22 protein-coding genes and 1 CRISPR repeat array are annotated in these 19947 nt (G+C 54.4%); of the genes, 10 read left to right on the plus strand and 12 right to left on the minus strand.

Annotation, left to right across the window (positions count from 1 at the left end; genetic code table 11):
• Positions 1 to 2 precede the first annotated feature (2 nt).
• Positions 3 to 1160: a glycosyltransferase gene (locus tag SE18_RS10750; protein ID WP_054534460.1), complete on the minus strand. Its 1158-nt coding sequence runs from the start codon at positions 1158 to 1160 to the stop codon at positions 3 to 5.
• A 325-nt stretch (positions 1161 to 1485) separates the two neighbouring features.
• On the opposite strand from SE18_RS10750, the gene SE18_RS10755 reads away from it, so the two are divergent.
• Together SE18_RS10755 and SE18_RS10760 are read left to right on the plus strand one after the other, a co-directional pair.
• A complete protein-coding gene (locus SE18_RS10755) occupies positions 1486 to 2823 on the plus strand; it encodes a cytochrome P450 (protein WP_054534461.1) in 1338 nt (445 codons plus the stop codon).
• An 89-nt stretch (positions 2824 to 2912) separates the two neighbouring features.
• The gene (locus tag SE18_RS10760) at positions 2913 to 3398 is read left to right on the plus strand and encodes a hypothetical protein (protein ID WP_152976611.1); all 486 of its coding nucleotides are present in this window, start codon (positions 2913 to 2915) and stop codon (positions 3396 to 3398) included.
• Positions 3399 to 3477: 79 nt separating this feature from the next.
• On the opposite strand, the gene SE18_RS10765 is transcribed toward SE18_RS10760, so the two are convergent.
• The 11 genes from SE18_RS10765 to SE18_RS27470 form a co-directional block, all read right to left on the minus strand.
• Positions 3478 to 3987 carry a hypothetical protein gene (locus SE18_RS10765; RefSeq protein ID WP_054534463.1) on the minus strand — a complete coding sequence of 170 codons (510 nt, stop codon included), beginning with the start codon at positions 3985 to 3987 and terminating at the stop codon, positions 3478 to 3480.
• Positions 3981 to 4514, minus strand: a complete 534-nt coding sequence (locus SE18_RS10770) for an SWIM zinc finger family protein (RefSeq protein ID WP_054534464.1) — start codon at positions 4512 to 4514, stop codon at positions 3981 to 3983. Before SE18_RS10770 ends, SE18_RS10765 begins: the two co-directional genes overlap by 7 nt.
• Before the next feature lie 22 nt (positions 4515 to 4536).
• On the minus strand, positions 4537 to 5145 hold the full coding sequence (locus SE18_RS10775; RefSeq protein WP_054534465.1) for a JAB domain-containing protein: 609 nt from the start codon (positions 5143 to 5145) through the stop codon (positions 4537 to 4539).
• Between the two features lie 71 nt (positions 5146 to 5216).
• Positions 5217 to 5441, minus strand: coding sequence for a hypothetical protein (locus SE18_RS10780; RefSeq protein ID WP_054534466.1), 225 nt, complete (start codon positions 5439 to 5441; stop codon positions 5217 to 5219).
• 124 nt (positions 5442 to 5565) lie between these two features.
• Positions 5566 to 7887 (minus strand): hypothetical protein, encoded by a 2322-nt coding sequence (locus SE18_RS10785; protein WP_054534467.1) that lies wholly within the window; start codon positions 7885 to 7887, stop codon positions 5566 to 5568.
• A 93-nt stretch (positions 7888 to 7980) separates the two neighbouring features.
• Positions 7981 to 9396, minus strand: coding sequence for a DUF6094 domain-containing protein (locus SE18_RS10790; RefSeq protein ID WP_054534468.1), 1416 nt, complete (start codon positions 9394 to 9396; stop codon positions 7981 to 7983).
• Between the two features lie 74 nt (positions 9397 to 9470).
• The gene (locus SE18_RS10795; protein ID WP_054534469.1) at positions 9471 to 10640 is read right to left on the minus strand and encodes a hypothetical protein; all 1170 of its coding nucleotides are present in this window, start codon (positions 10638 to 10640) and stop codon (positions 9471 to 9473) included.
• A gap of 86 nt (positions 10641 to 10726) precedes the next feature.
• Entirely contained in the window at positions 10727 to 11014 is a 288-nt protein-coding gene (locus SE18_RS10800) for a hypothetical protein (protein WP_054534470.1), read from the minus strand.
• Positions 11015 to 11108: 94 nt separating this feature from the next.
• Entirely contained in the window at positions 11109 to 11675 is a 567-nt protein-coding gene (locus tag SE18_RS10805) for a hypothetical protein (RefSeq protein WP_054534471.1), read from the minus strand.
• Between the two features lie 80 nt (positions 11676 to 11755).
• A complete protein-coding gene (locus SE18_RS10810) occupies positions 11756 to 12184 on the minus strand; it encodes an ATP-binding protein (protein WP_330218465.1) in 429 nt (142 codons plus the stop codon).
• 2 nt (positions 12185 to 12186) lie between these two features.
• Positions 12187 to 12354 carry a hypothetical protein gene (locus SE18_RS27470; protein WP_160319497.1) on the minus strand — a complete coding sequence of 56 codons (168 nt, stop codon included), beginning with the start codon at positions 12352 to 12354 and terminating at the stop codon, positions 12187 to 12189.
• A 308-nt stretch (positions 12355 to 12662) separates the two neighbouring features.
• Here SE18_RS27470 and SE18_RS27475 point away from each other — a divergent pair, with 308 nt between their 5' ends.
• The 8 genes from SE18_RS27475 (at position 12663) to SE18_RS10850 (ending at position 19920) form a co-directional block, all read left to right on the plus strand.
• Positions 12663 to 12806: a hypothetical protein gene (locus SE18_RS27475; RefSeq protein WP_160319498.1), complete on the plus strand. Its 144-nt coding sequence runs from the start codon at positions 12663 to 12665 to the stop codon at positions 12804 to 12806.
• Between the two features lie 121 nt (positions 12807 to 12927).
• A complete protein-coding gene (locus SE18_RS10820) occupies positions 12928 to 13854 on the plus strand; it encodes a tetratricopeptide repeat protein (RefSeq protein WP_054534474.1) in 927 nt (308 codons plus the stop codon).
• Positions 13855 to 14007: 153 nt separating this feature from the next.
• Positions 14008 to 14415: a CRISPR direct-repeat array (repeat unit 37 nt; unit sequence GTTCAACAAGCCATAATCCTTGCGAAGGGATTGAAAC).
• 230 nt (positions 14416 to 14645) lie between these two features.
• Positions 14646 to 14978: a hypothetical protein gene (locus SE18_RS10825; RefSeq protein WP_054534475.1), complete on the plus strand. Its 333-nt coding sequence runs from the start codon at positions 14646 to 14648 to the stop codon at positions 14976 to 14978.
• Between the two features lie 14 nt (positions 14979 to 14992).
• Positions 14993 to 15757: a hypothetical protein gene (locus SE18_RS10830; RefSeq protein WP_054534476.1), complete on the plus strand. Its 765-nt coding sequence runs from the start codon at positions 14993 to 14995 to the stop codon at positions 15755 to 15757.
• 17 nt (positions 15758 to 15774) lie between these two features.
• Entirely contained in the window at positions 15775 to 17007 is a 1233-nt protein-coding gene (locus SE18_RS10835) for a hypothetical protein (RefSeq protein ID WP_054534477.1), read from the plus strand.
• Positions 17008 to 17080: 73 nt separating this feature from the next.
• Entirely contained in the window at positions 17081 to 17941 is an 861-nt protein-coding gene (locus SE18_RS10840; protein ID WP_054534478.1) for a type IIL restriction-modification enzyme MmeI, read from the plus strand.
• Positions 17942 to 18043: 102 nt separating this feature from the next.
• Positions 18044 to 19162 (plus strand): SAVED domain-containing protein, encoded by a 1119-nt coding sequence (locus tag SE18_RS10845; protein WP_152976612.1) that lies wholly within the window; start codon positions 18044 to 18046, stop codon positions 19160 to 19162.
• Positions 19163 to 19164: 2 nt separating this feature from the next.
• The gene (locus SE18_RS10850) at positions 19165 to 19920 is read left to right on the plus strand and encodes a nucleotidyltransferase domain-containing protein (protein WP_054534480.1); all 756 of its coding nucleotides are present in this window, start codon (positions 19165 to 19167) and stop codon (positions 19918 to 19920) included.
• Positions 19921 to 19947 lie beyond the last annotated feature (27 nt).

Raw genomic sequence — 19947 nt, forward strand, 5'->3', positions numbered from 1 at the left:
ACTTAATCGCCTAGATTGCTCGCAACAAGCTGTTCAAGGAAAGGAACAGCAGTGCTGATAGGGGGATACGCTTCCATTGTCGCTTGCAAGGCTTGAGCCTTTGCCCGATAGCATGGATTCTGGATTAACTCCCTGAGGGTTTGCTGGATCACCAAAGGAGTTAACTGCTGGCTATCAAGGGCAATCCCAACCCCTAACTCAGCACACCGTTGGGCATGGTCAGGCTGATCTGCCCCAAGTGGAATAATGATTACGGGAAGTCCATGGCTCAGTGCCCCGACAAGACTACTAAACCCTCCATGACAGATCACTGCATCACAGTGCGGTAAGATCTGCCATTGGGGAAGATAGCGAACAATCGTGATATGTGCTGGTTGCACCCCGAAAACCATTGGATCGTGTTGTTGACCAATGCTCATAACAAGGTGATAGGGTTCAGTTTGAAAGGCGTGAAGAATCGTTTCAAAAATATGGAGGTTATAGCCATAAATGGTGCCAAGTGTGACATAGATAGTGGGTCGATCGGATGGAAGGATAATTCGTTCGGAGGTGGAGCGTGTTTCGCGGTAGAGCGTTGGGCGAAATCGCAATGTTGTGGGTGGTAAGGCCACATGGGGCAATTGATAGGGTTCTGCAAAACAGGAAAGATGGGCATAACGATAGAGCAGTGCATACCCTTCAGCACATTCAAGATTAAATTGTTGACATAATTTTTGAACTGCCAAGCCTAATAACGATGGATCACGATTGGCATTAGCGAAAAAACTTACTTCAAATGAAACATGGGGAATAGTGCATGCCTCGGCGGCGATACATCCACTATACTCAAAAGAATTGCGCACAATTAAATCAGGCTGCCATTGATACCCAATCGCTAATAGATCGGGCAACATTGCGCTTGCAAGTTGGCCTGCATACATATTCGCCAAGATCCATGCTCGTTGATCTACCTCATGAACTGGGGGATTTACGGGTGGAACAGCATGTAAGCTCGGATAGCCTGCCTGGAACCATTGAAAACCCGCATGTTCAACGGCTTGTTGCAGATCGCCCCCTGTTGCGAATGCAACCTGATGGCCTGCATCCACACATGCTTGGGCTAGTGGTACGAGCGGATGAAAATGACCAATCACGGGATGGGTGGTAAACAGTATTCGCATCGAATGAATCCTCTGAGTTGAGCATATTCACCGAGCATACTCCTGATGGATTAATAGGTGCATGCACCGGCTTTATGTGCGTCGATCGTGCGTGCGCACGCTTTATGCACCCCCCATTAAAGTACGTATGTGGTTGATAACAACCGCATGGAACACTTTTATTAGGAGGAATGTCGTTATGAAGAAGGTACTGCACAAAGTGGCAATTCGCTTAGGCTGGGTTAACCGTGTTGGCCCTGGTCCAGTGTATCGCTACTACTAAACCGATGATGCCGTTGCTGGGCTATGCTTATAGCCCAGCAGCCTTGTTGAAAATGTGTGTGCTATGCCTTTTTCTATCCTGACGACTAATCAACCGCCTGGCTTGACGGGTGACTATGCTGACATTCTCATGCGCTTTAGCCATGATCCGCTGTCGTTTTTAACGACAGCCGCTCAAACCTATGGCGATATTGTCCAGATTGGACCAAATCAATATTTGCTTGTTCATCCACGTGATATTGAAACTGTTTTCGTCCAGACCAATACACGCTTTGCCAAACTAGCGCTTGATTCCAAGGGACGGCTCGAACAATCTGCCTTTCCTTGGGCAACCATGAATACCGAGGGGCCTGTTTGGCTCCAAAAACGTCGCCATATCCAGCCTTTTTTTCAGCGTCAGCATGTGTTTCGCATGCTCCACACGATGCATAACGATATTCTTATGATGCTGGACACATGGTCAACCAATCAGCCAACGAATTTGCAGCATTGCTTAATGGAGCTTTCCTTAACCCTGATTTGTCGCTTTTTGTTTCATCGAACGGTGCCAGAGGCAGCGCAACGAATCCATACCGCCGTTGATGCGATTATGCAGATTACCCGTAGTCCGATTCGGATTCCTAGCTTTATTCCAACCCCTGCCAATCGACGGTTACGAAAGTCCATGCGACAGCTTGATCAATTAATTTATGAGATCATTGCCACTCCTTCTGATGATGCTTCCGTCGAATCAATCCTCACCCTGTTGCAAAATCAACCATCGACTGCGCTTCATGATGAATGGGGGGAAACCTTTATTCGTGATGAATTAGCGACCCTCTTGTTATCGGGCCATGAAACGATGGCGAATGCAATTGCTTGGGCCTGCGTCTTGATTGCCAACCATCCTGAAGTGGAGCAACGCATTGTTGATGACGTTGCGTTAATAACCCATCATGGATGTTTGCAGCTTGACCAGTTTGGGGAATTGAAATATACCACGGCTGTGGTCAATGAAGCCCTGCGGTTATATCCGCCTGCATGGATTACCAGTCGTCGCGCGTTAGTTCCATGTCAGTTTGGAGATTATTCCTTTAAAGAGCAAACATCATTTACGATCAGCCCATGGGTAACCCAACGTGATGAACGTTTTTTTGTTGAACCCACCGTGTTTAATCCGCAACGCTGGCTTGGAGATGATGCACGGTCAAGCCCGCGCTATGCATTTATTCCCTTTGGAGCTGGCCCGCGTGTCTGTATTGGTGAAGATTTGGCACGCTTAGAAATGCTGTTAACGATAGCATTAGTGGTATCACGCTATCATATTGAGGTCTTGCCAACGAGTGATTGCACACCGTTTCCTGCATTGGCATTACGACCAACCACGCTCAACGTGATATTTCGTCCACGAAAAAGCGATTAATAAAGATAAGACGAACCATAATGGAGTTTATGATGCGGAATCATTGGAAAATAATCATTGGGGTGCTCCTGTTTGCTTGCTCTGGAGTTATGCTTTTTTTGGTATGGCAACGCAATCAAGCAAAACAACCGATACCGTTACCCGTTGTAGCCCAATCAACTATCGTTGAAGGTGCTGGCTATAGTCTCTATCGCTGGGAAGCAGGACTTCAACTTGTGGTGCTGTATGATGGAGCCTATACAACCAATGCTTGTACGATTGGATCGGTTGATACCGTGTCATCGACCGTCTATGGATGTAGGATTCCATTTCACAATGGAACGATTACCACATGGTCTGTTCAGACCACTGATGGCAAAACTGGTATACTCAGTGTTGATGGCAGAACCTATCAACTGCCGCGCGAGGCAGGAGTTATTCGGGTACAGGCTGATGGAGGAGAAAATCGGATAACGGCTTTTCAACGAAACTTGCCGATGTTTCAGCATGATACGGCTGATCGTCAATTGTACCAGTGGCTAGTGCAAGATCCCGAGCTTTCGGTATTTGCTACACAGTTTGGGCTAGGAAACTAAAGTACTCACACTGGATACGGTATATCAAAAACAACGCCAAGCGGCCCGTGATCAATCTCGATCACGGGCCGCTTGGTGTTTAGAACGGCAGCATGGTTTGTTCCGCCTGCGGTATGGTAACCGTCGGCGGTTTGGTGAGGGGCAGATGGCAACGCGGACAGCGGTCGTGCCATTCGGCAAACTCGCCATGGTTTTTGCGGTGCTCACAGCGAGCCTGTGCCGCATGGAGACAATGCTCACGAAGTCGAGCAAACCAGAACGAGTGCGTATAGACCCCTGCGATCGGTATTTTTGCTCGTCGGGTATCAAGGGTTCCGATCGTGACCGCATCGACCACCGCTGCTGTGAGACTGCGGAGGATTAATCCACGTGCTTCGCAGCGGGCATCATGGGCGGCTACGCGCGCCAGCATTGCGTCCTTCGACGCGATGATTGCTGCAAGATCCGTGGCTGCTTGCTGCTCCGTTACCAGCCAATCCGCGAGTGCGCCGCCCGGTTGTAATTCGGCGGCAAAGAGTGGGTAGCGCTTGCGCAGGCGATTGTTTTTGCGCTTGACCCGTCGTCGGACACGCTCGTCGAAGGTCAGCATGCGAGTGCCTCCTCTGAATCAAGCGCAATCAGCGCGGCAGCCAAGACATGCTTGCAGAGTTGCCCGCCTCCATGGCTCCAAAAGCCTTTGCATTGGCAGGTAAAGCCCTCGATATGATCAATGCCATTGGCCAGTGTCACGGTGTAGGCTTTTGACCCCTGCACCGTGAACGTGGTCGCATCGCTACGGGTCACTTGCTGGCTAAGGACGAGCACGACCGCATCATAGAGTTGGCGGCGCGAACAATCCCCGGCAATTAACAGGGCTTGCTGCACCCGAAAACACCAGCGGTCATCCGCCGTGGTTTTGCTCTGGAGCAACGTGGCCAAGGGGCTGCTCGGCGGAATCGGTTTGAGGGCCGTGGCCGTGATCGAGGTGGGTGCGCAGGAACTGGGCACAATCTCGTCACAGCGGGCAAGGAGCAGTGCTGCCGAGGTATGCAGCGCTGGAATGGGTGCGGCCATGGTGATCGCCGCAGCGAGTTGGCCGAAGTGGGTGCGCATGGCGGTTTGGATGACGGTCTGCATGGGTCGATTCCTTTCTGATTCATTACCACGCAAGTCGTCGCTCGCGCATGCTGGTATAGCTGCCTTTGCCGATGATGAGATGGTCAAGTACATCGATCTCCAAGAGCTGGCCTGCCTGAATGACCTGCTTGGTGAGCAGGATGTCCTCTGGCGAAGCCCACACCATCCCCGAAGGGTGGTTGTGCGCGAGGATGATCGAGGCGGCATTGCGGCGCAGCGGTTCGCGAAACAGGTCGGCGATGCGGCAATGGGCGGTATTGAGGGTTCCGACCACAACGGTATGCATGCTGATGACGTGCGCTCGCGTTGAAAGGCTGATCACCCGCAGTTCTTCCTGCGGTAAGTGACTCATCTCGGCTTGGAGCAAGGCCACCACATCCATCGGACTGGTGATCGGCTCGCCCATGACGGCTTCCGCGAGTTTGGCGTGGCTGATCGCGAAGGCGGTGCGGAGTCGGATGGCATGAGCACGGCCAACGAGTGGGATCAACTCCTCCTCGGTCATCCGATAGAGGGTATTCCACGACTGGTCGGCGGCCTGCCAGAGGTCGGCAGCACACATCTGATCGCGGGCGGTTGGGCGGGTCGGATTGAACAGGTCAATCAAGGTAGGAATGGCATCAATCGCCATGGGTAGACTCCTTCACCGCTGGGGAGCAGCGGTGCGCTACTCCCCAAACGGGGAAGAAGAATCAGGATTGGTTAGCGCTGTAACCAGCGCATGATCATGCCAAGACCGTCATAGACATAGTTGCCAATCACATCGGAGATGATCGGGGCCACAAGGATCTTGACGGCGACGAGGCTGGTGATCATGCGCAGGGTCTGGATGCGCTGCTGGTTTTGCCGTCGTCGCGCGCGATCGCTTCGGCGGTTGGGCCAGTGCTGGCTACGGCTGCGGCGACGGTGGCGGGTATGGTGCTTCATCGGTCACCTGCCCGTAGGGTAGGGTGGTTCGTCATGGTGACGGCTCCCGTGCCATTCCGCCACGACGCGGAACAGCACACAGGGTGGTGTCCCGAATCGTCGTGGGGGCAGGACTAACGGATGCTTACAGCACCATGGCGAACTGGTGGGCAACCTGCGTTGCTTTGCGGGTCGGGACATCGACGACCGTGAACAAGTCGGCCCAACGGATGGGCTGCTCGGCAGGCTCGTCGATGGTTGACGGGGTTGCGGTCGCAGGAAACACCAGACTGGGGCGCTCGGCCTCCGCCTTGATGGCCTGTCCGACGTTGCGGAATTGATCACGGAGGGCATTCGCATCGTCCATGGGGTTAGCAGAGCGTAATTGCTTGGCCAACTCTTGGAGGAGACTCATGCCCGGATCAAATTCCAGCAAGCCGCCCTCGCTGTCGTCACCACTTAACATGGTTGCGGCAGCGGCTTTGCGGCCCACAATCCCTAAGGCGCGCTGACTCATGGTCTTGGTGTACCCAAGAAAGGTCACCTCGCAGCCCTGGGTTTGGGTGGGTCGAAAGGCACGACGCTTGGCCTGAAAGAGATCGTAGAGGCTGTAGAGCGGCTCGACGACCACAATGCTGGGCCATGCGATCAGATTGAGTCCGGTTTTGACTAGGCGTGGATTACAAATGACGACATTCGTTCCCTGCGCCACCTGTTCGGTAAACCACGCGTTGCGTTCGCCCGGAGCCACGGTCGTGGCACGGAGGATCGCAATCTTGAGCGTGGTTTGGTGCTGCTCGTGGGCAAGGGCAGTGACTTTTTCCGCCAGATCGACGGCAATGTCATCGTTGCCTGTATGCTCGGCAAACAGCAACACGCGTCGGCCTTGCTGGATCTGCGCAGCGCAATACTGGGCCAACCACGTATGGTGGGGCAAAATGCGTTCGGCAGGCAGTTCGGGCGTGGTCACCTTCTCATTCACTAGCTGTGAGCTGATGGTTTTGCGTCGCCATGGCTGATAGGGCCATGACAAGGTGGCTTGGAGGTAGGTGGACAGGGCATCGTAGCCGCCGTTGCCAATGATGGCTTTGCCGTCGTCCTCGATGCGCCGATACTGCGGCTGCATGTCGGTGGGCAGATCGAGCAGCACGACATCCTCACGGTAGTCGGGCAACTGAAAGCCCATATCCTTCAAGAGCACCGTATAGGTGCAGTTTTGGACGATGGTGATCAGGTCGGCGGTAATGCCTGCCCGTTCTTGTACCTCGGTGCTGGTGCGGGTTTGGCCATCGTAATGGCCAGCGGTTGCCGCGCGCGTAATTTCCTTGGTCATGACATCGACGACTCCGACATCGCGCACAAAGGCGCTGCGATTGTTCCAGCCCCAGCGATCCCGAATCACGGTATTGCCAAGGCGGAGCAAGAGGTCGTAGAGCGTCGAGGCCATGCCGCCATAGGCAGTTCCGGTCATGCCAACCGTCGTGCGGCTGGCGGCGACCATCGCGCCAAAGGCTTGGCCGAGCGCGGTGCGTGCCCCTTTGCATTCATGCACTTCGTCATGGACGTAGAGATCGACGCGTTGGGGATAGCGGCGCTGGATGAAGGAGGCTAAGGCCATCCGAGGATTCGAGCGCGGACGCTGGCCCCACGGAATAGCGCGGCGACCGTTGGCATCGACGGCGTAGGTTTGCCAGTCATCGGACTGAAAGATCGGCAGGCTGCGATCCTGGACATTGTCACGCTCCCGGCACTGTTGGCCGAGGTGCTCGTGACAATGGGGACAGGTCACGGTGGCGAGGCCGCGTTGCTTGAGCTGTTTGGCATCGAGCACGGCCCCATCAGCTTTGCGTTGCAGCCAGCCACAGCGGGGGCAGGCAAGGCCACCCATACGCAGTAGCGGGATCGCGCGCCGAATGGGGCGATCCGTCGTGGTTGCATCGGCGGCAATGCTGCCTTCGGTGCTGGTTTTGGCTTTTTTGGCCAGTGCGATGCGGGTATCGGATTCATGGGTGGCACTGCCCCACCGGGCATCGACCCAATCATCGCGGCGCATGAGCATGCCTTCAATCGTGGCCACCGAGCCAAAACGGGCATAGCGCTGTTGCATGGCTTCCGGCAGGGACTGCCAGTAGTGGTGCAGGCGCTGGGCCGTGTGGTCGTAGTCGCGATCCTCCGCGCCAAGCACATAGCCCGACTCCAATTTGAGTTTGGAGTTCGAGATAAAGCCGACGCGCGGCAGGTCGGGATGGATTTCGGCTGCGCGCATAAAGCGACTGACATCACTGGGGGATTCCAGAATGTCCATCGCCCAGCTGTCGCCTAAGAGTTGATCCCATTCCGCCCACCATGGTGGCAATTCGCCGGTGCCATGGGTGTAATAGGCCGCGACTTGGTCGGACGTGCCGACGAGGTGAATCGGGCCAGCAACGATGGTGGTAAAAGCGGGTTTGGTGGTTGATGTGGTCATCGCAGGGACTCCTGAACTAGCGAGAACGCCCTGCGCAGACCATCCCCCACGGGATGGCCGCATGCGTGCGGTTCCCGTGGCAGAATCATCAATTTATTTGGTTAAGGATTGTTGGTGAAACCAGTGGGCAATCGCAATGCCCATGGTGGACTTGCCACTTCCCATTTCGGCATTGAGCAGCGTGCCTTTCGGAAGCGTGCGCGTGCGCGGGTCGGGAGTGGTCAAGTAGCGGGTAATTCCGGCTACGACATGCTTTTGCATCGGCAGCAGGCCATTCTCGTAGCCCGGCAACGTGCGGCCATCCTTGCGTTTGAGCATGGCCAGCGTCGCGGCGGTCTGATCATCCATATCATAGGCATAGATGGGTGGGGCGACGGCGGTGATGGCGGCGAGCAATGCCTCAGCGGTGGCCGGATCAGCAAGAAGCTTCTGTAATCCGGCATCGCCTTCATAGCGGCACACACTGCCATCGGCCACATCGACCGTCATGACCACTGGCACCTGTCGCGTGACATGGTGGGTAATCAGGGTGGTCGTATCGCCTTCTTCCTTGGTTTCGACCCAGACCGTTTGGTCTTCGCTGGTCGAGCCTTTGATGATCTGGGGCCGACCGTTAATGATGATGGTCGCGCCGTTAATTTCCCCGGTCGCAATCCGTGCCGCCGCAGCGGTGGCGGACAGCGGGCCGAGGGGGCGCAGATGGGCGATGCGCAGGGCATCAATCGCACTCCGATAGGCGCGGGTATTGGTGGCTCCACCGGTTACCACCACATCGGTGGTGGCTTGGTCGGGTGTGCCAATCGTGGCATCCTCCCACACGATGGTGGAGTTAGTGGCCACGGGAATGGTGTAGCGTGGCGCGGCTTGCATGGTTAATTCCGGCAAGGGCTGCGCGAGCTGGGTGGTGAGAGTGGTGATCAGGTCGCTCAGGGCTTGGCCACTGCGGGCACGGGCGCGCCGAACGCCGATCACGATGGCTTCCCGCCAGCGCCGCAGGGCGGCAGGCAGGGCCATGATGGTGAGGTTGTCATAATGGCGAGCGAGATGCTGGGTGACCGCAGGCTTGGCAAACACATCTTGGGGAGTCACGAGGATCGCGATCCCACCTGGCTGAAGCCAATTGCCTTCTTCAATCACGCGGCGAAAGAACTGGAGTTCACTCCGTTCGTCGCCAGCGGCTTGGGTGCCGAAGGGGGGATTGAGATAGACCAGTTGCAAGCCATGGTGGTTGGCGCGCAGCCAGCGCACGGTGTCACAACTGGTGGTGTTTGACGTCATCCCTCGGCAGGCCGCAGCCCGCTCCGTATGGAGTTCGTTGAGATAGAGCTGATCCGCTGGAATGCCCCATGCACGGGCCAACTGCCACGCAGCTGCGCCTTCGCCCGCACACGGATCAGCGATCCGACAGGCGGCAGGGTTGGCAGCGGTAACATAGGTGGCGAGCAGGGCAACGGCAGCGGGATCGAGCGCTTGAAAGCCATGATTGGCGGTATTGGCAAGACGGGCCATAACAACTCCTTGGATAGAAGGCATGACCCGACGACCCGTGGGGCCGCAGATGCATGCCCCAGAGGGATGAAGAATTAATGAGCGGCCTTTTCTGGGGCAGCACTCTTTTTGCCGATGGTCGTGATGGCCACGCCAGCGGTCGAGACAGGCGATTTCGTGACAATGGCGCGGATGATCCGTGCCCAGCGCTCAATCGCCGATGTTTTGAGCCAATAGCTCCGACAGCCCCATGAAGGGAGCGGAACAATCAGGCCGTGGGTCAGCCCCAACTGCCAGAGATCATCCAGCCAATGCGACTGGAGTGGCAGCGGGCAGGCCCGTTCAAGTTGCGCCCACAGAATCGCATGATTGGGAATCCCGTCCATGCCCGTGAGGTGCAGACAATCCTCGCCCGCGTGCGGGGTTAAGACCGAACGGTGGAGGATGGTGGTGGTGGCCAGTCGCGAGGACGGCAACGGCATTTCATTGCGCAGCGTGCGGTACTGTTGCGTCCCACTGGCTTTCTGGGCGAGTTGTTTCCCGACTTGGTAGTAGGGCATGGGTTCGCCGAGGGCCATGGTGGGGACGAGCGGCTGCTGCGGGAGGGTGATGGCGTGGCGCGACCCATCAAGGATCGAGGCCCACGCGGCAGCACATTTGGCGCTACTGCCAACAACGGTCAACGCCCCAATGGTGGGGATGTCGCTGCCCGTTGGCAAGAGATTCGGGGGAAGAACACACCACGCAACCACGGGCACGGTTTCCTTGGAGGGAAGATCGAGCATGCGGTGGTGGAGGGTGTGCGGGCGACCCCGAAACGGATTGGTGGCGGCGAGTGTCCTCGTCACATGGTCGTCAGCAACAACCCATGGGGCATCGGGACACGCGAGGCCGTGGAGCATGATCGCGGTCAGGATCTGGTCATGCGCGGTTGGTTCCGTGCTGAACAGGCCCGACCGTGATCGTTGGTGCATGGTGATCAGGGCCTGCTTCATCGCATCGGCGCTGAGCGTTTGGGTGATGGAATTGTCTTCATTGCGGTGGCTGGTGATCGCGGCCTGCATGGCCTCGACCACCGGAAGCATGCCCACAAACACTGCTTGACTCATCAGGTGATGCGGGCTATGCGTAGATGTGGCAGCTGCGACGGCGGTGATGAATGGATCATCCCATTCCTCCTCAGAAAGCAGGGGGAATCGACGCAGGCGGGTGAAGGCGTGCCAGAAGCGGGCGGCTTCGGGCAGGAGGGCAAACAGGGACGACATGGTGACATCCTTTCGGATCACGAGGCCGTCCCCACGAGGAGCGGGCGCATCGTGATGATACGCCCGCAGGGGGCAACAGAACAGATTTAGGCAGCGGGTGCTTCGTCAGCGTCGCTGCTGGTGTTGGTGGCTGGCTCGTCGGCTTCTTGGGGCATAACGCCTTTCGTGAGTCGATCATAGACCAGCTGGTTTAAGCGCGTTTCGCCGTCGAAATAGCTTGGGCTGGAGCCGACGTATGCGCCGTCCAGGTACAAGCTGAAATCGCCCGTTGTGCGATCATAATTGATGGTTTTCCCCACCGGATTGATCACGGGCATGAATGGGACAACGGGTTTGCGCGTGGTTTTTTTGGTGCGTTGTTTGGTCGCGGCCATGATGATGTCCTCCGTATGAGCGGTGGAAACTCCATGGCCACCCGCGTTGGGTCGCCAGTGGCGTTCCCAACGGGGATTTGACATACAACAACGATTAGGCGGCATCCGTGTCGGCAGCTCGTTGCGCATGGCGCTCGCGCTGCTCCCGAATGCGGTGGTATTCATAGGTTCCCTGACGGTGGGCTAAATGGGCCTGAAGTTCCAAGGCCAGCATGGTCATGTCATCGATGCTCAGGCGAATATCGGCAACGCTCGTTGGTTTTCCAATCGGGCTAATGCCGCCCGTGTCCAGCAGTCTGCCTGGTCCAATCCCAATGACGATGCGCCATGGCATGGTGGCAAACTGGCCGTTTTGTCCCGCGTCGAAGACGAACTTCAGAATGCGAGACTCCACCACCCCGTCGCGGCTGCTGCCGCCGATGACTTCAAAACAGAAGCCGTCGCTTGGCGGTAAGACCGGATCAAGGATGCGGTGGATGAGCAGGCGTGCTTTTGGCACGGGGATATAGGCGCTGAGCATGGGGATGACCTTCTGGCCGTAACCACCGATGGCAATCTTGATCTTGCCAATCAGCAAGGCCGAGATGACATAACAATAGCGGCTTTTGGTCACCATGGTCCAAATATCGTAGTCAGGGGTGTGGGTTTCTTGATTGGTCATGGGGATGCTCCTTTAACAAAACAGCATCGCCCATGGGATGGCCGATGCAGAAACAACGGCCACCGTGCTGGTGGAATGACTTAATACTCAGTTTCCCGCCACATACGCAGGATAACCCGCACCGGAACGCGCCGTTCGCGTCGCCAATTCCGCCAGAGGCAGACCAGCAACGGCGTGCGCACCCAGTGGATGCGGATTGGAACCTGCAACTCAGCAGCAAGGCGTTCCCAGCGCTGTCGCCAGGCACGGCGGAGGTTGGTTGCATCGAGTACAACCCACTGACCGCTGAGCAAGGCAGCTTCCACGCGCATCTGGGCAATGGCCAAGACATCCGTGTTACGGGACTGGTCGTTGACATCGCCGAGTTCGGCGCGGATTGCGTCAAGGGAAACAATGATTGCGCCAAGGGCTTTAAGGCGGCGGGTGAGGGTACTCTTGCCACTCCCCGGAAGTCCGGCGAGCAGGGTGAGTGAGGGCGTTTCACAGAAAATCATCGGGTGGTACCTCATTCCTACAAGGCTTTGACGACCGCACCCGTGTGGGCGCAGCGAATTTCAAAGCGGAAGCAGTTGCCGAGTTGGATTGCAGTTGCGTGGGCAGTTAAGGCTTCAACGGAAGATGAGGTAAACGATGAGACACGTTCGCGACCGTGACGGCCAATCAGGGCTAAAGCGTACATCAGACACTCCTAAGAGATAACAGATGCCGCCAGCGAGAGACGGCAATCGAAAGATCGAAAGACCGTCCCCCTGAAGGGAGACACAGCAGCGGGCAAACCAAAACGGGCATGCAAAAACAGCCATCCGTGTCAAACACGCATGGAATGGCGCATGGCCAGTGGGTAAAAACGTCACAGGTGACGGAGAAAATGGACGGAATGTCCAGTGAAGCGCCGTGAGAGAGGATACGGCGATGTCCCCCACCACGCAGTTGCAGAAGCCTCTCGGCGTGGTGTTCGGTTTGCTATCCGTTCTGAAGGTGCGTGCAATGCTGAATTGGAATCGGCTGATTGGTCAATCGTCGCTTCGGGCGACTGGGCGGTGGTGGCGGCTGGCGGTTGGGATTGAATGTCAGAACGACATCCCAACGGCGGGCGGCGACCATGGCGCAGCGGCGCGATCCTTCGATTGAAAATCAGCGAGGCCGTTGTCGGCATCACATAGGGATGAGTATAGCAAGCGGGCATGGGCTTGTCAACTCGATCTTGACGCATGGGCTAGGATAGAACCAGTGTTGAACGGAAGGATAACGCATGGAACGCGAACCGATTCACTGGCAACCGATCACGATGCTGCCCACACTGGTGATGATGGCCGATGAAGCCTTGGCCGAGGCTGAGGAGCAGCTGGAGAATATGCAGGTCGCGGTGCAACGACCGGGCCTGCTCGATGCGGCCACCATTGCCCGCGCCGTCCAGATCTACGAGGAGCAACGCCACTTTTTGACGATCTACGCGGAGCAAGGTCGGCGCTGGCAGCAGCTCAATCCCACCGGAGCCACACTCCGCCAGCTTGAAACCCTGTTGGCCACGACCGCCAAAGCGACCACGGTCAATGCCGAATTGCTGGCGGTATTGGCGCAGCTGCAAGCCCAGCCAACGAGTCCGCAGGATGAAGACTGGTACACGGCGGTTGGCGAGATTGCCATGGCGTTAGCCGATGGGCGGGTCGTCGAGGCTATGGCGTGGGCGGATGAGGCGCTAGAAACGGTAGGGTGGACGGCGCGGCAGCGGGCCGAGTTGTTGGGCTTACGCGGCTTAGCATGGGTAGATTACGGCGAGTTCGGGGAAGCCGTGCGGGATTATCGGGCGGCGCTCGCGCTATGGGCGATGCTGCCAGAGGATGCTGATCGGGTGAAACACATCCAAACGTGGGATTTGCTGATTCAGGCGCTTTTACATCAGGAAGATTTCCCGCAGGCAACCGAGGCGGTAACAACCCTCGTGCAGCTCGTGGACACACACAAGGATGGCCTGTTTAAGCAGCCAGATGGGCCACGGTTGTGGATGGCGACGGCCTATCATCGCGCCTTGGTGGCTGAATTCGCCTTGGATTATCCGACGGCTGCGACGTGGTACGCAGAAGCGCAGCAGCGCGCACAAACGATTGCCCTTGCACCCGATCATCCGCTGGCCCGCTTGATTGCTGAAGGGATTGAGCGCAACGAGCAAGGATCTTGACGGTACTGGTATACTGGACACAAGAAACCAAACAATCTCGTATTGAATTGACATAATAGAGAAGGATGTTCGCGCGATGGATGGGTCTGGTCAGCAAGCGGTGGTGCAGCGCACACAGCGAGCGGCTCCCATCCAAAAAGTGGACACAGCGGAGTTCAACAAGCCATAATCCTTGCGAAGGGATTGAAACTCTGTAACAACTAAATCACGGCCACTCGATTTATTAGTTCAACAAGCCATAATCCTTGCGAAGGGATTGAAACGTCATTGCCACGCATTGATTAATTTCTGAATCCTTCAGCGTTCAACAAGCCATAATCCTTGCGAAGGGATTGAAACTCGATCAACCCCGTGCTGGGGATCATCGCAGTTGCCTTGTTCAACAAGCCATAATCCTTGCGAAGGGATTGAAACATCAAGTGTCTGGCGGCTGGCGGTGGTGTTGGTGTTCGTTCAACAAGCCATAATCCTTGCGAAGGGATTGAAACTTTGTGCCATTGCCGCCGGTGAATTCGCCGTCTCGGGTTCAACAAGCCATAATCCTTGCGAAGGGATTGAAACTCTAAACAACCTCAAACTGTGACAATTTGGGCTAAAATGCATAACGCCCTCCATCAAAATCAGGTCTTTTTTATCTTCGATTCCACTATCTTGCACGATATTGGAATAACCCGATTAATCCGTGCATTGCTCTATCAAAAATCCTCCAAAACTCCCAACAAATCATTGACATTCACGCACAATCATCTACAATTCCACTATCTTGAATGATTCTGGAATAGGAGCCTATGATGCGACGAATTACCGCCGAAACCTATGATGCCTGCGCGACTGAATGGGAAAGCCATCTTCGTGATCGCTTTTCTCATTGCCGCTGGAACCTTGCCCGCTACGCCGATCTCGAGGCCAATCATCAGGTTTCCCAGGATACCGATGGCAATGACATTACCGTTGGATTCATCGTCGTTGGAGCCAATCCAAGGGGTGAGGAATACAGCCTGATGGTGGCCAATCACGATGCGGCGGCGGGGTTGCTTCCGCTGACCGCCGTGCTTGCAACACTCGACGATGTTGGGGCGACGATTGAACGGATGGTGGGCATTGACCTGCTCCGCGCCGCATAACGAAGGAGCAGCCCATGTCGCATCGCCGTGTGACCGTCAACAGCCATACGCGGGTCATGCCGCTCAAAACCTTTGCTATCGTCTGTCGCTGGTGTGGGCAGACGGCAACGGTCGAAACCTATCCCGGTCGGAAACCAACCCTGTGTAGCGCGGAATGTGCAATCGAGGCTCGCAAAGATCACGACCGACGGCGCAAGGCTGCCAAAAAGGCGGGTCAGCCAGCGCCGCGTGCTGCTGCTGTGGTTGCGCCAATAGAGTTACCTACACGCTTCGTGCTCTGGCCATCGCAGGTTGACCGGACGCTGGATCGGTCATTGATGGGGCCATTTGGAACAGGTTTGTTGGGGACACTGAAAACCAAGGCAGATGGGCGGCAAATTCTGGCGATCCTCGACGCACTGCTCATCGAGCTGTGGGCCGTGACGGTGCGTTGGTTGGTCCTGGACTGTGTTCGGCGTGAACCGGAAGCCTTGACGGCGCGGCTGGCGGTGGCGCTCACACCTGATCCGCTGCGCAAGGATGTTCAATGGCAGCGTGAGGTTACTGATCTGTGCAGCCAGATGCAGGGCCAAGGTCGATTAAATGCAGCCCAACGCGCGCAGCTGCGATCGGTTGGCGCAACCGTATCAAATGATTTCGTTGGGAGACAGATGCGCGGTCTTGGGGAAGAAGAAGCCTTGGATGCTACACAGCGTGCAGTGGCCGAGCGCGAATTGGCAGTAGCATTGATACAGCTGGAAGCAGTTATGAGAACGGATGGCGACTTACTCCGAGCATAGCAGAATGGGAGCGGACGATGATAGATTTTTCCGAAGGCGAGCTTCAGCGGATTCAGGATGAGTTGTACCGATCAGGCTATCCTTTAGAACATCGCGTAGCGGCCATCTGTCGGGCCGCTATTCGTGGGCCAGAACTGGGGAGCGGTAGTTTTCAGCATCGTGACGATGGGTATTATCGTCGTTTGCCTGATGATACATGGGAGCATGTCCCAACGCCATTCCTTTCATACCCTGCTTGGCCGCATGCGGATTCCATGTGGTCTGCGCAGCGGGTTGTGTATCGCGATACCCGCCAACCGACCGGTCATCCGGCGGTCTGGCGTGAGGTTGATCGTGAGGCCACGTTTCAATGTTTTGCCCATGTGGGTTTCGATGACACTGATGACGCAACGATCAGCCTTGAGACGCAGATGCTGATTGAGTGTAAGCATCGCGAGCAGGTGATGCTGGTGGGGTTTATCGACGATGATCGACCGCAAACGGTGTTCCCCATCCTCTCGCCGTTGGCCCATACGCGGCTCATCAAGTCGATTGCACGGCAGATTCCACAGCCCTTTGCCCATATTCCGCGTGTGATCCCCAGTGCGCTGGAGAAGAAGGATAAGACAGGCTGGCATAGTTATAAAGAAAATTTGGTGTACAACGCAGCGGGAAGTCTCTATGACTATCTTACCCATCGCTGGAGTGGCTGGGCTGGTCATGAGATTCACCCGTTTTTACATGAACAGGGCTTGTGGCAACAGGTTGAATCGCAGCTGGACTCGCCCTATTTTTCGCTCGGAAGCTGGATGTATCATCATGTGACGGAGGAGCAGTATCGCGCCTTTAATGCCACGCATGCCCAATGGAACAGCATTCCGCCAGTGGTGCTAACCGTGCCTATTGTCTGTGTGGATATGCCCTTATACCAAGTCAGTGTAGCCCACGATGGGACACTGGGGGAGCTTATGCCAACACAGGCGATGATCGTGGAAGAACGGGTCCAGGCATGGCCAACCCCGTGTCTCTCGGCACTCGTTCCTGATCAGGTTGGCTATCGGCCAACGACGGCAGCGCCCGTCTTGATCGTGCATCGGGATGGATTAATGGATATCTTCTGTCGGGTTGCGACGTGGGTTACGGCATGGCATGAGGCGCTTGATGAAGGAAGGGCTGATCCAAGCTTGGTCGCCGCGTGGCCGCTGGAGGAAGCGCTGTGGAATGCCTATTATTTGCATCGAGCTGGAATTCACGATCTCGATGATGCATAACAAATCTACTTTTGGAGTTGCTAGGGACTATGCTATGATGCTCCACATCCAATCCAGTGTGGAGCAACGCATCATGCAACCGCAAGAATTTGTTCAGAAATGGCGGGCAGTCCAAGTCAAAGAAAAATCAGGCTATCAAGAGCATTTTTTCGATCTCTGCGCGTTGCTTGGCGCAAAGACCCCCATTCAGGAAGATCCCAAGGGAACCTTTTATTTATTTGAGGCAGGCGCGAGGAAGCAGCAGGGCGGTCAAGGCTGGGCGGATGTGTGGCGCAAGGGAAGCTTTGCCATCGAATACAAAGGCAAACGGGCCAACCTCGACAAAGCCTATGAACAACTCCTTCAATACCGAGAATCTTTAGAGAATCCCCCGCTGTTGATGGTGAGCGATATGGATCGCATCGTGATTCATACCAACTTCACGAATACGGTGAAGCAGGTCTTTGAATTTACCCTTGATGATTTGCTCGATGCGAAAAAGCTCAGCCTGCTCAAAAATATTTTTGACAACCCTGAAGCCTTTAAAGCCAAAACCACGACCGAGCAGGTGACGAAAGAGGCTGCTGCTGAGTTTGCCAAGTTAGCTCAGTTGCTGGCTCGCTATGAAAAAGACAAAACGCCTCATGAAATTGCCCACTTTCTGATTCGCGTGTTGTTCTGTTTGTTTGCGGAAGATGTGGAACTGCTGCCCAAGGGGATGTTCTCGCGCCTGGTGAAACAGGTCGGCCATAATGCCACGGCGTTCTCAGCGCAACTGCGGGTACTGTTTCAAGCGATGGCCGCGGGCGGCTATTTTGGCAGCGATGCGATTCGCCACTTTAATGGCTCGCTGTTTGATAATGACACGGTGATCCCACTGGGCAGCGATGCACTAGCGATTCTCCAGAAGGTTTCCAAGCTCGATTGGTCGTCAATTGAGCCTGCGATTCTTTAAGTTAAGTGGAATTTTAACTTTTTTTCGTGTAATCTAGGTGTCGCCAAGGGTTTTATCTGCAAATGTAATCTTACTGGAGTTGCTGTTAGACGCAGGTTAGATATGGCTAAAGGATCGTCACGAAATTATAGCGACCGAACACTTAAGATCTTATGGGGGCGTGCCGCTGGTCGCTGTGCTGTCCCAACGTGTCGCATCGAGTTGATTGTTGATGCAACTAATTATGACCCTATGGTGATAATTGGTCAGATAGCCCATATTGAAGCCTCAAGTGATATTGGCCCACGCGCTAACCCAACGAAGTCAGCAAAAGATCGTGATGAGTACGACAATTTAATTCTTCTCTGCCAGAATTGCCATGCGCGATTGGATGGTCAGAAGAATACTAATACTGTTGAATATATACGGCAACTTCGGGATGACCATGAGGTCTGGGTGCGGAATAGCTTGCCTGAAAGAGGTAAGAGTACTACCGGCTGGTTCGTAATACTTCTTCAAGGTATACATCCATTCGATTTGGAACCAACAATTTCAGCTCTAATACCCGATTTTCCTGCTGGAAATCCAAAAATAATTAAGGTGAATCCTGATAAGGAAAATTGGACTAGTTTACATGACACGTTAAGAGAAGAGGTTGAATTATCCTTTGCGCTTAGTGATCCCTTTGAGTCAAGAATTGCTGTTTTTCCTTTAGCACCGATTTCAGCTTGCATTACTCTGGGGTATCATCTTACTAATCGCCCAAGAGTTCGCCTATTTCAATATCACCGGGATAATCAATCATGGCGGTGGCCTGATATACCTACACCAGAGGATAGTCTTTCAATCATAAATCTGCCAGCCGAAGTAGATAATAATAGTGGAGAATTGGCCATATGCTTTAACCTGAGTTCATATATCACCGAGGATTGTATTTCTGAACTTGGGCAAAGTTTTATCAACAGAATAAATGTAACTCTAGATGACCCTTCAACTGGCTGGCTTCAACATCCTGATCAGCTTATAGAACTTGCCAGTAAAGCTAGGCATACATTTGAGAAGTGTGTATCTAAATATCCTAAGTCTTATAAGTGGCATATCTTTTATGCTGGACCTGCCCCTGGTGCAGTTGCAGTGGGGCAGCAAATCAATCCTACTATGTGTCCTCCTGTTCAACTCTATGAATATGTTCATGGGCGGAAACCTCGTTATCAGCCCAGTATTCTTTTATTCAAGGAGTAGATATGACGAACGATGAGTATTTTCAGGGCTTGCTAAAACAACAAGACCTAACTACCGCCGAGTATAATGTCCTTCGAGGTATCCGCGATAAGGTAGAAAAACTCTTGGCCGTATTGGAAGGCAGGCCTCGGTTTTATTATGGTGGATCATATGGTAAGAATACCATTATCCGCCAAAAATATGACTTAGATATTGTTGTGTACTGGCCAAAAGATACATCTTATACCATAAAAGGTATATACGAAGGTGTTGGCAAGCAACTTAAGAAGGAATGGGGAAGTGTTAATTCTAAGACTGTAGCCTGGGAAATACCTTTTCAGAGCGGCTTTCATGTTGATGTTGTTCCTGGAAGAGCATTGGACGATGGCTATGTAGAAGCAAATCTGTATCGAACTGATACTGGAACTACACTCAAGACGAGTATAAAGACTCATATTGGTGTTGTGCGAAATAGCAACCGGAGAGATGCTATAAGGTTAATGAAGTTGTGGAGAGAGAGAAAGCGTGTCCCATTCAAGAAATCCTTTCTTTTGGAGATAATGACTATAGAAGGCTCGAAAGGTCAGAATAGCTTAGAAAATCAATTAATCTACGCATTCCGTTATATACGCGATAAAATTGAAACCACTAAGATCCAAGATCCTGCAAATAGCAATAACTCCCTGTCAGACGATATTTCATATACGGACAAAGTGTTAATTAAATTAGCCGCTCAGGCGGCACTTGATGCGAAGTCCTGGGGGGAGGTTTTTTCTTGATACAGAGTTATATTTGATACTGTCTGC

Origin of the sequence: Herpetosiphon geysericola, from assembly GCF_001306135.1 — a bacterium.
Classification (GTDB): Bacteria; Chloroflexota; Chloroflexia; order Chloroflexales; family Herpetosiphonaceae; genus Herpetosiphon; species Herpetosiphon geysericola.